Source organism: Pseudomonas defluvii, assembly GCF_001695625.1.
GTDB classification, from domain to species: Bacteria; Pseudomonadota; Gammaproteobacteria; order Pseudomonadales; family Pseudomonadaceae; genus Aquipseudomonas; species Aquipseudomonas defluvii.
Genome location: NZ_MBPN01000137.1, coordinates 1 through 10,451, shown reverse-complemented (window position 1 = coordinate 10,451; position 10,451 = coordinate 1). Strand labels below are relative to the sequence as shown.

Sequence of the window (10,451 nt, the reverse complement as noted above, 5' to 3'; positions counted from 1 at the left end):
TGCCAGCGAAGACCGACACGCATAAAAAAACGCCGACCCAGGCATCTGCGTCGGCGTTTCAGGTTAGCGGGAGGTCGTGTGAGCAGGCTTGCCTGCGATGGCTTCGGCGCAGTGCCAGTGAGTGCGCGGCGCCTGCATCGTTGGCAAGCCAACTCCTACAGCGATCCGCGCAGACCACCGTATTTTCTGTGGGAGCGGGCTTGCCCGCGATGCAAGCACCGCGCAAGAGCAATGCGCCCGGCAGGCGCTGGGCGTATCAGAACGCTGGCAGTACCGCACCCTGGTATTTCTTCTCGATGAACGCTTTCACTTCAGGGCTGGTCAGGGCTTTGGCCAGCTTCTGGATAGCGGCGCTGTCCTTGTTGTCTGGACGGGCGACCAGGAAGTTCACGTAAGGCGAGTCGCTGCCTTCGATGACCAGCGCATCTTTGGCCGGGTTCAGACCGGCTTCCAGCGCATAGTTGGTGTTGATCATGTCCAGATCGACCTGGTCCAGCACACGCGGCAGCATGGCCGATTCAAGCTCGCGGAACTTGAGTTTCTTCGGGTTCTCGGCGATGTCTTTCGGCGTAGCCAGGGCATTCTTCGGATCTTTCAGGGTGATCAGACCCGCCTTCTGCAACAGCAGCAGGGCACGACCGCTGTTGCTACCCTCGTTCGGGATCGCAACGGTTGCACCGTCCTTGAGCTCGGAGAGGCTCTTGACCTTCTTCGAGTAGCCACCGAACGGTTCGACGTGAACGCCGATCACCGTTTCCAGGTGAGTCCCTTTACCTTCGTTGAAGTTCTTCAGGTACGGCAGGGTCTGGAAGTAGTTGGCATCCAGGCGCTTCTGGTCGACCTGAACGTTAGGCTGCACATAGTCGGTGAACACCTTGATCTCCAGGTCCACACCTTCCTTGGCCAGCGTTGGCTTGATCAGCTCAAGGATCTCGGCGTGGGGTACCGGGGTAGCCGCAACGACCAGTTTTTCAGCCGCTTGGGCAAAGCCGGCTACCGACAGCGCCGTCGCCAGAGCAGTGAACAGCAGAACCTTTTTCATGCACAGTCCTTATTCGAATCATGGCCATCAGACGACGGCAAAAAGAAGATGCCCGTCATTGAAGACTGGCGTGAGGTGGACAATACCGAGATTTTTTATTCCAGAACAATACCTTTTATTTAGAGGCTTATTCCATTTCGAGAATCTGCCCTTCAACCCTGCGCCCGAGTATCCGCAACGATGAACGCCGGCAAGCTCAGGTGCTCTGGCAGGATCTCGTCACCGGTGCTGACCAGCAAGGCAAAGTGGATAACGTTCTCCAGCTCACGGGTATTGCCGGGCCAGCAATGCGCCTCCAGTACGCGCTGTGCCGCCTCACTGATCAGCGGAACCGGCACGTTCAGCCGCTGGCTGTAGATACCGACGAAGTACTCGGCCAACGGCAAGATGTCTCCGACCCGCTCGCGCAAGGCCGGCAGGGTCAAATGCCCCTCATGCAGGTAGTGGTAGAGCCGCTCATGGAACTTTCCCGCACGCACCGCCAATGCCAGGTCGATGCTTGAGGCCGCCACCAGACGCACGTCCACCGGGTTCGGTTGCTGCGCGCCAACGCGGGTGACTTCTCGCGTCTCCAGCGCGGCCAGTAACTTGACCTGAATCGGCAACGGTAAATCGGCGATCTCATCCAGGTACAAGGTGCCGCCATTGGCCGAGCCGAACCAACCGGCCCGGCTACTGGCGGTCCCACTATGGGCGCCCGCACTGTAGCCAAACAATTCAGCATCGGCGTAGGTCGGGCTGATGGCTGCGCAGTTCACCGAAACGAACAACCCGCTGCGATCACTGGCCCGGTGGATCTGCCGCGCCAACAACTCCTTGCCGGTACCGGTTTCGCCGCGAATCAATACCGGCAGGCCCAGCGGTGCAAGCTGCTCCAGCTCCTCACGCAACTGCCGTGAGCGAGGGTCAACGAACACCAGCGCCTTGGCGCGAATACTGAGCGGGCTCTTGTCCAGTTCAGGAAAGGTCAGCAACGGCTGGCCGTGGGTGTCATGAATGGGCATGGCAAACTCCCGCCCGGCCACCAGGCGACCAGGCGTTTCAGATAGAAGTGGTTAACGCCTTGGGATCAGGCGCGGCGCAAGGCGTCTTGTTCCAACCGGCTCTGCAGGCGATACAGGTAAGCAAACCCTTGTTCCCAGCGACGATGCCCGGACTTCACGTTGATGTGACCGGCGCCGGAGAGAATCCCCGCTTCAGCCCCCCAGGCCCGGGCCAGTTGCATCACCCGTGGAGCGCTGGCCGCCGGGTCGTTGTCGGAGCCGACCACCTGGCAAGGGAATGGCAATACCTGTTGCGTGATCGGTGCGAAGTTGCGCAAGGCCGGCGCACAGGTAGGGCGCTCGACATCCGCCGGCGCCACCAGCAGGGCACCACGCACCCGGCGCAACAGGTTGGCACTGGCCTGCGCCGCCCAATGGGCGACAGTGATGCAGCCCAGGCTGTGGGCAATCAGAATGACCGGCGCTGCATCGGCCGCGATAGCCTGCTCCAGCGCTGCCACCCAGTCTTCACGCCGTGGCGTCAACCAGTCAGCCTGTTCGACCCGGGCACTATTGGGCAGGCTTTGTTGCCAGTAACTCTGCCAGTGATCCTCTGGCGAACCCTGCCAACCCGGCACTATCAGGTAACGAATCGACGTGTTGGACATGGGACGCCTCCTGCAGGCTTGCGTGCTTGAGGACCAGTATAGGGCGAGGGTTATATTCGTAAAGGAATAAGAAGCTATTTGGTAATAACCAAAACCAATAGTTCGCGTGACAATCTGGGCGCTCGGTGAGCACTGGAGCGCAATAAAAAAGGGGCCGCACCCTGCCAAGGAACGGCCCCTGAAACGCTCGCGTACGGTTAGATGTTCGCGACTTTCTGCCAAACCTTCGGCTTGAAGAACAAGGTCTCGCCACGCACCAGCCCGGTCAGGCTGTCGTGATCCTTGACCACTTCGGCTTCAATCAACTCGCTCTGCCCCTCGACCTTGAGGGTGACCCGGGTCGTCGCACCCAAGGGGCGGATGTCCCGCACTTCAGCGACGTGGTGGCCTTCCATCTCATGGCGCGACAACGACACTTCGTGCGGCCGGAACAGCACGTGATGACCTTCGCTCAGGTGCAACCGGTTGGAATCGCCCAGGAAGTGATAAACAAAGTCGCTGGCAGGGTGCTCATAGACATCCCCCGGCGAGCCGATCTGCTCGATCACGCCCTTATTCATCACCACGATACGGTCCGCGACTTCCATGGCCTCTTCCTGGTCGTGGGTCACGAACACCGAGGTCAGGTTGATGTCTTCGTGCAGCCGCGCCAGCCAGCGGCGCAGCTCCTTGCGCACCTTGGCATCCAGGGCGCCGAAGGGCTCGTCGAGCAGCAATACCTTGGGCTCTACTGCCAGGGCGCGAGCCAGGGCAATACGTTGGCGCTGGCCACCGGACAATTGCTCGGGGTAGCGGTCTGCAAGCCAGTCGAGTTGAACCATGTTCAACAGTTCGTGAACTTTCTCGGCGATCTTGCTCTCGCTCGGGCGCTCGGCCTTGGGCTTCATGCGCAGGCCGAAGGCGACGTTGTCGAACACGCTCATGTGGCGGAACAGCGCATAGTGCTGGAACACGAAGCCGACGTTACGGTCGCGCACGTCGTGGCCGGAGACGTCCTCGCCATGGAAAACGATGCTGCCCTGATCCGGGGTTTCCAGCCCGGCGATAATGCGCAGCAGCGTGGTCTTGCCGCAGCCGGAGGGGCCAAGCAATGCCACCAGCTCGCCGCTGTGGATATCCAGGTTGATGCTGTCCAGGGCCTGGAAAGCGTTGAAGCGCTTGCTGACGTTACGAACTTCGATCGACATGAATTATTCCTCCGCTGCGTTGTGGCGCAGACGGTTAATGCGGGACTCGCTCCACTGCTTGAGCAGCAGGATGAAGAGCGCCAGGATCAGCAACAGGCTGGCCACGCTGAAGGCCGCGACATGGTTGTACTCGTTGTAGAGGATCTCGACATGCAGCGGCAGGGTGTTGGTCACCCCACGAATGTGCCCCGAGACCACCGACACCGCACCGAACTCGCCCATGGCTCGCGCAGTACACAGCACCACACCGTAAATCAGGCCCCACTTGATGTTCGGCAAGGTCACATGCCAGAACATCTGCCAGCCGTTGGCGCCCAACAGGCGCGCCGCTTCTTCTTCCTGGGTGCCCTGCTCCTGCATCAGTGGGATCAGCTCACGGGCCACGAAGGGGACGGTGACGAAGATGGTCGCCAGGACAATCCCCGGCAACGCAAAGACGATCTGAATATCGTGCTCCTGCAGCCACGGCCCGAACAGGCCCTGGGCACCGAACATCAACACGTAGACCAGGCCGGCGATGACCGGTGACACCGAGAACGGCAGGTCGATCAGCGTCACCAGGATGCTCTTGCCACGGAAGTTGTACTTACTGACGCACCAGGCCGCGCTGACACCAAACACCAGGTTCAGCGGCACCGAGATGGCCACGGCAATCAGGGTCAGTTTCAATGCCGAGAGGGCATCGGGCTCAAAGATCGCACTGAAAAACGTACCCAGGCCCATTTTCAGGCCTTGGGACACCACGATGAACAATGGCAACAACAGGAACACGGCAAAGATCAGCCAGCCAAGACCGATTAGCACCCGTCGTGACACTGCGCTGCCACGGCGAGCGGCATTGGCCGAAGCGGCTGCGCCAAGGGAAGACGTAGACATGGACAAAGCCTCCTTCACGGGGTTTCGATGCGCCGCTGCAACAAGTTGATCAGCAGCAGCAGAATGAAGGAAACCACCAGCATCAACACGCCGATAGCGGTAGCACCGGTGTAGTCGTACTGGTCCAGTTTGACCATGATCAACAACGGCAGGATCTCGGTTTTCATCGGCATGTTGCCGGCGATGAAAATCACCGATCCGTATTCACCGACGCCTCGGGCAAAAGCCAGGGCAAAGCCGGTCAGCCAAGCGGGCAGCAGCGCGGGCGCCAATACATAACGGAACACCTGCAAGGGTTTGGCGCCAAGGCAGGCCGCGGCCTCTTCGACTTCCCGCGGGATGTCGGCCAGCACCGGCTGCACCGTACGCACCACGAATGGCAAGGTGACGAAGGTCAGTGCCAGGGTGATACCCAACGGCGTGTAGGCGATCTTGAAGCCCAGGTCAGTGGCGAACTGACCGACCAACCCGGTCGGCGCATACAGCGCGGTCAAGGCAATACCGGCGACGGCAGTTGGCAGGGCAAACGGCAAGTCGATCATTGCATCAATGATCTTGCGCCCCGGAAAGGTGTAGCGCACCAGCACCCAGGCCAGCAGCGTACCGATCAGGCCGTTGATTACGGCAGCGTACAATGCAGTGCCAAAACTGAGCTTGAGCGCCGCCAGCACGCGCGGAGCACTGACGATGGCCCAGAACTGCTCCCACGTAAGCTGGGAGGCATGGACGAACATCGCCCCCAGCGGTATGAGCACAATCAGGCTGAGGTACACCAAGGTGTAGCCCAGCGTCAGCCCGAAGCCGGGTATGACGGGGGAGATACGACGTGACATAAAGGTCCTTGGTTGAACGCAGTAAGCCCGGAACGAATCCCGGGCCCATGCTGGCTACTGAACGGCTTTCATCCTGGCGGTGACAATTCACTGCGCCGTGTAGATCTGATCGAACACCCCGCCATCGTTGAAGAACTTGGGCTGCGCAGTTTTCCAGCCACCGAAATCTTTGTCGATAGTTACCAGGTCCAATTTCGGGAACTGCTTGGCATACTCGGCCGCCACTTTCACATCACGCGGACGATAGAAGTTCTCTGCGGCGATCTTCTGCCCGGCCGGGCTGTACAGGTACTTGAGATACTCCTGGGCAATGGCCTCGTTGCCTTTTTTCTCGGCATTCTTGTCGACCACGGCAACTGGCGGCTCAGCCAGGATCGACAGGGACGGTACGACAATCTCGAACTTGTCGCTGCCGCCGTCTTCCTTCAATGCCAGAAACGCCTCGTTCTCCCAGGCCAGCAGCACGTCACCCTGGCCATTGTTGACGAAGGTAATGGTCGAGCCGCGGGCACCGGTGTCCAGCACAGGCACACGCTTGAACAGTTCCTTCACATACTCCTGCGCCTTGGCTTCACTGCCGCCGGCTTTCAGGCCGTAGGCCCAGGCAGCAAGAAAGTTCCAACGTGCGCCCCCGGAGGTTTTCGGGTTCGGGGTAATCACCGACACGTCTTTCTTGATCAGGTCGCCCCAGTCCTTGATGCCTTTGGGGTTGCCCTTGCGTACCAGGAAAACGATGGTCGAGGTGTAAGGGGTACTGGCGTCCGGCAGGCGGGTCTGCCAGTTCTCCGGCAAGCCTTTGCCGAGCTTGGCGACTTCATCGATGTCGCCCGCCAGGGCCAGGGTGACCACGTCGGCGCGCAGGCCGTCGATGACCGCGCGAGCCTGTTTGCCCGAACCGCCGTGGGACTGCTGGATCTGCACCTTGTCGTCCGGGTGAGCCTGCTGCCAGTGCTTGATGAACTCGGCGTTGTACTGCTGGTACAGCTCACGGGTCGGATCGTAGGACACGTTCAGCAGCTCGTAGTCCTTGGCGATGGCGGAACCGGCAAAAACGGCACTGGCGAGAGCCGCCAGAGCATAACGGCGAATGGACATGGTGAAGCTCCTGACGTTGGCTTTTCTTCTAATGTGTAGGCAGGTTGCTACGAGGCTTCAGCTCGCCTTGTTGCTGGCGTTCTGCAACCGGAATTTTTCCTTGCGTTCGATCTGGACGACTTGGGCGTTATGAACAGTGATCTCCACGGCACCGAATCGCAGATCGCGCAGAGCGCTCTGGATCTCCCGCAGAATGGTGGCTTCGTCCTGTCCATCAACGCTACGCAACGATGCGCTCATAACCCGTACTCCTGTGGCTAAAGGGTGCCGTGCAGTAGCAGGGGATGTAAGCGACTGCGCTGGCTTGAGGGCAATCTTAGAGAGGGCTGAATATTCTTAAAAATACTATTTGAGAATTTTTATATAACTTTTAGTGCTTACCGCCAGCACGGCTGGCTCCTACGGGTGCTGCAACGCATGCAGGAGCCGGCCTTGCCGGCGATGCACAGGGTTTACCAACGCACTTGCTGCGCCGGAACCGGACGGCCATACCAATAGCCCTGCCCCAGGTCGCACTGCTGCTCCAGCAGACATTGCGACTGCTCGGCATGCTCGATGCCTTCGGCCTGGATCTGCATACCCATGCTTCGAGCCAATGCAATGATTACCCGGACAATCGCCATGTCGTCTTCATCACTCGGCAAACCGGCCACAAAGCCCTGGTCGATCTTCAGCTTCTGCACCGGCAGGCGCTTGAGGCGCAGCAGCGAGGAATAGCCCGTACCAAAGTCATCGATGGCCAGGCGCAAGCCAAGCTCACGCAAGCGATGCAGTTGCTCAAGCGCCACCTCAGGGTCTTCCATGACTGCACTTTCGGTCACTTCAAGCTCCAGAAAGGCGGGCGCCAGTTGGGTTTCATGCAGTATCTGAGCAACAAGCTGGTACAAGTCTCGGTGCACGAACAAACGGCTGGAAACGTTTACCGCAATAAAGTCCAGGGGCTTGCCCTCGCGCTGCCATTGGACCATCTGCAGGCAAGCCTGGCGCATGACCCAGGTGTCGATATCGGAGATCAAACCCGTGCGCTCGGCAATCGGGATGAACTCTCCCGGCGGCACCAGGCCGCGTTGCGGATGCTGCCAGCGTACCAACGCCTCGACACCGATCATCCGCCCACTGCTCAGGTCGTGCACCGGTTGGTAGTACACCCGCAGCTCTTCCTGATCCAGCGCACGGCGCAATTCGGCGGCAATTTCCACCCGCTGCTGAGCGTGGGCAGTCAGCTCTTCGGTGTACAGCGCATAACCTGCACGACCATTACCCTTGGCCTTGAACAACGCCGAGTCGGCATTGCGCAACAGTTGCTCAGCGCTCAGTGCATCACTGGGGAACAGGCTGATACCGATACTGACACTGGTGAACAGACGATGGTTATCCAGCTCAATGGGGGCCTTCATGCTGTCGATGATGTTCTGCGCCATCACCGCCGCCTGGCCAAGCTGCGAGCAATTCTCCAGCAATACCGCAAACTCATCGCCCCCCAGGCGCGCCAGTGTCACCCCTTCGCCGATCGCGCCCTTGAGGCGTTCGCCAACAGACTTGAGCAACTGGTCACCAATGTTGTGCCCCAGGCTGTCGTTGATACTCTGGAAGTGATCGAGGTCGAGCAGCAACAGGGCGCATCCGCGCTTGTTGGTTTGCGCCGCTGCCAGCGCCTGGGCGGTACGGTCATTGAACAGCAGGCGATTGGGCAGGCTGGTCAGCGGGTCGTGATGCGCCAGGTAGGCCAGCTCGCGCTCCGTGTGCTTGATTGCGCTAATATCGCTGAAAACAGCGACATAGTGGCTCACAAAACCGCTATCGTCGAGAATCGCACAGATGGTTTGCCACTGCGGGTAGACCTCGCCGCTTTTACGCCGGTTCCAGATTTCACCGCTCCACTCGCCCTTTTGCGCGAGGGCCGCGAACATCTCCTGGTAGAACTGCGAACCATGCCGACCCGACTTGAACTTGTTCGGCCGGTGACCGATCACTTCCTCTTTCTGGTAGCCGGTAATTCGCATGAACGCCCGGTTTACATGCACGATCAAGCCCTGGCGGTTGGTCACCAGCACCCCCTCAAGGGTGCTGTCGAAGACGGCCGCAGCCATTCGCAGGCGCTCCCGGTCTTCGCGGCGCAAACGGGCACCGACGCCGATAAATTTCAACAGGCGCACACGCGAATAGAAGATCAACAGGGTGGTGCAGAGCACCCACACGAAAGCATTGACCATCTGCCAGCGCAACAGCTGGGCAGGATCATCGAAAAGACGGCTTAGTATTTGGTCAGACAGCCCGAGCCACAGGACTGATAACACCAGATAGAGCGCAGCCATGCGCAGTGCATCTCGTGCAGAAACAGACATAATGTGCCAAGTAAACCCACACAATTTGGAAAGGCATTATAGTGGCAGAAATTCCCAGTGAACTCCTATCTAAAAGCACAACTGGTTTTATTTGACTCGCCAGGGATAATGTTCCTTGCTTTTTTTGCTCTACGAGGGCCAACCCGGCTATGTGGTACAACGGTTTACTCGATTTATCCGCCTGGCAACTGCTGGCAGTCACGCTGCTGATGACCCACGTGACCATTGTCAGCGTCACGGTTTATCTGCACCGCTATTCCGCTCACCGCGCGCTGGAACTCAACGCCGGGCTCAAGCATTTCTTCCGTTTCTGGCTGTGGCTGACCACCGCACAGAACACCCGTGAGTGGACCGCCGTCCACCGCAAGCACCACGCCAAGTGCGAAACCGTCGACGACCCGCACAGCCCGGTCGTAAAGGGCCTGTCCACGGTGATGCGCAAAGGGGCCGAACTCTACCGGGAAGAGGCACGCAATCCGGAAACCCTGCGTATCTATGGCAAGAACTGCCCAGAGGACTGGATCGAGCGCAACCTCTACTCGCGCTACAAGCTGGGCGGCATCGCCCTGATGGCAATCATCGACCTGCTGCTGTTCGGCACCATCGGCATCACCATCTGGGCCGTGCAGATGATGTGGATTCCGTTCTGGGCCGCCGGCGTGGTCAACGGCCTTGGCCATGCCGTCGGCTACCGCAACTTCGAGTGCCGCGACGCCGCGACCAACCTGGTGCCGTGGGGCATCATCATTGGTGGCGAAGAACTGCACAACAACCACCACACCTACCCGAATTCGGCCAAGCTCTCGGTCAAGAGCTGGGAGTTCGACATGGGTTGGGCCTGGATCAAGCTGTTCAGCCTGCTGGGGCTGGCCAAGGTGCAACGTGTCGCGCCCATCGCCCACCGGGTTGCAGGCAAGGGCCAACTGGACATGGACACCGCCATGGCCATCCTCAACAACCGTTTCCAGATCATGGCGCAGTACCGCAAGCTGGTAATTGGTCCGTTGGTCAAACAGGAGCTGGCACGGGTCGACGGCTCGGTGCGTCATCAGTTCCGCCGCGCCAAGCGCTTGCTGTCTCGTGAAACCAGCCTGCTGGAAGACCGCCATCACCTGCACATCCAGAGCATGCTCGAGCACAGCCAGACACTGCGCACCATCTATGAAAAGCGTCTGGCACTGCAACAGATCTGGGCTCGCACCAGCGCCAACGGCCATGACATGCTGGCCGCAATAAAGGACTGGGTACACGAAGCCGAGGCCAGCGGCATCCAGTCGCTACGCGAATTCGCTGCCCAACTGAAAACCTACTCGCTACGCCCCGCCCTGGCCTGATGCCGTTGATCGGCGCGCCCTTCCCAAGGGCGCGCCGACCGGAACTTCAGCACACTTTCCAGCTCTTACAAGCATATCGTCCGCGTGG

The 10,451-nt window shown here is 59.7% G+C and carries 10 protein-coding genes; 1 reads left to right on the top strand and 9 read right to left on the bottom strand.

Annotation, left to right across the window (positions count from 1 at the left end; genetic code table 11):
• Window positions 1-256: 256 nt before the first annotated feature.
• From EKA13_RS23985 to dibA, 9 genes are all read right to left on the bottom strand, one after another.
• Entirely contained in the window at window positions 257-1,042 is a 786-nt protein-coding gene (locus EKA13_RS23985) for a MetQ/NlpA family ABC transporter substrate-binding protein (RefSeq protein ID WP_065761648.1), read from the bottom strand.
• Between the two features lie 152 nt (window positions 1,043-1,194).
• Window positions 1,195-2,046 (bottom strand): sigma 54-interacting transcriptional regulator, encoded by an 852-nt coding sequence (locus tag EKA13_RS23980; RefSeq protein ID WP_065761647.1) that lies wholly within the window; start codon window positions 2,044-2,046, stop codon window positions 1,195-1,197.
• Between the two features lie 65 nt (window positions 2,047-2,111).
• Window positions 2,112-2,693: an alpha/beta hydrolase gene (locus tag EKA13_RS23975; RefSeq protein WP_065761646.1), complete on the bottom strand. Its 582-nt coding sequence runs from the start codon at window positions 2,691-2,693 to the stop codon at window positions 2,112-2,114.
• 197 nt (window positions 2,694-2,890) lie between these two features.
• Window positions 2,891-3,880 carry a sulfate/molybdate ABC transporter ATP-binding protein gene (locus tag EKA13_RS23970; protein WP_065761645.1) on the bottom strand — a complete coding sequence of 330 codons (990 nt, stop codon included), beginning with the start codon at window positions 3,878-3,880 and terminating at the stop codon, window positions 2,891-2,893.
• Window positions 3,881-3,883: 3 nt separating this feature from the next.
• Window positions 3,884-4,756, bottom strand: a complete 873-nt coding sequence (cysW, locus tag EKA13_RS23965; protein WP_065761644.1) for a sulfate ABC transporter permease subunit CysW — start codon at window positions 4,754-4,756, stop codon at window positions 3,884-3,886.
• 14 nt (window positions 4,757-4,770) lie between these two features.
• Window positions 4,771-5,589, bottom strand: a complete 819-nt coding sequence (gene cysT / locus EKA13_RS23960; RefSeq protein WP_065761643.1) for a sulfate ABC transporter permease subunit CysT — start codon at window positions 5,587-5,589, stop codon at window positions 4,771-4,773.
• 87 nt (window positions 5,590-5,676) lie between these two features.
• Window positions 5,677-6,684: a sulfate ABC transporter substrate-binding protein gene (locus EKA13_RS23955; protein ID WP_065761642.1), complete on the bottom strand. Its 1,008-nt coding sequence runs from the start codon at window positions 6,682-6,684 to the stop codon at window positions 5,677-5,679.
• Between the two features lie 57 nt (window positions 6,685-6,741).
• Window positions 6,742-6,924, bottom strand: coding sequence for a sulfur starvation response protein OscA (oscA, locus tag EKA13_RS23950; protein WP_065761641.1), 183 nt, complete (start codon window positions 6,922-6,924; stop codon window positions 6,742-6,744).
• Between the two features lie 212 nt (window positions 6,925-7,136).
• Window positions 7,137-9,029 carry a phosphodiesterase DibA gene (gene dibA / locus EKA13_RS23945; RefSeq protein ID WP_083199898.1) on the bottom strand — a complete coding sequence of 631 codons (1,893 nt, stop codon included), beginning with the start codon at window positions 9,027-9,029 and terminating at the stop codon, window positions 7,137-7,139.
• Between the two features lie 149 nt (window positions 9,030-9,178).
• Between dibA and desA the strand changes: the two genes are divergently transcribed.
• Window positions 9,179-10,363, top strand: a complete 1,185-nt coding sequence (gene desA, locus EKA13_RS23940; RefSeq protein ID WP_065761639.1) for a delta-9 fatty acid desaturase DesA — start codon at window positions 9,179-9,181, stop codon at window positions 10,361-10,363.
• Window positions 10,364-10,451 lie beyond the last annotated feature (88 nt).

Excerpts from the sequence above, each read along its gene's own strand:
- EKA13_RS23985 (WP_065761648.1), bottom strand. The coding sequence starts at position 1,042 with ATGAAAAAGGTTCTGCTGTTCACTGCTCTGGCGACGGCGCTGTCGGTA.
- EKA13_RS23980 (WP_065761647.1), bottom strand. The coding sequence starts at position 2,046 with ATGCCCATTCATGACACCCACGGCCAGCCGTTGCTGACCTTTCCTGAA.
- EKA13_RS23975 (WP_065761646.1), bottom strand. The coding sequence starts at position 2,693 with ATGTCCAACACGTCGATTCGTTACCTGATAGTGCCGGGTTGGCAGGGT.
- EKA13_RS23970 (WP_065761645.1), bottom strand. The coding sequence starts at position 3,880 with ATGTCGATCGAAGTTCGTAACGTCAGCAAGCGCTTCAACGCTTTCCAG.
- cysW (WP_065761644.1), bottom strand. The coding sequence starts at position 4,756 with ATGTCTACGTCTTCCCTTGGCGCAGCCGCTTCGGCCAATGCCGCTCGC.
- cysT (WP_065761643.1), bottom strand. The coding sequence starts at position 5,589 with ATGTCACGTCGTATCTCCCCCGTCATACCCGGCTTCGGGCTGACGCTG.
- EKA13_RS23955 (WP_065761642.1), bottom strand. The coding sequence starts at position 6,684 with ATGTCCATTCGCCGTTATGCTCTGGCGGCTCTCGCCAGTGCCGTTTTT.
- oscA (WP_065761641.1), bottom strand. The coding sequence starts at position 6,924 with ATGAGCGCATCGTTGCGTAGCGTTGATGGACAGGACGAAGCCACCATT.
- dibA (WP_083199898.1), bottom strand. The coding sequence starts at position 9,029 with ATGTCTGTTTCTGCACGAGATGCACTGCGCATGGCTGCGCTCTATCTG.
- desA (WP_065761639.1), top strand. The coding sequence starts at position 9,179 with ATGTGGTACAACGGTTTACTCGATTTATCCGCCTGGCAACTGCTGGCA.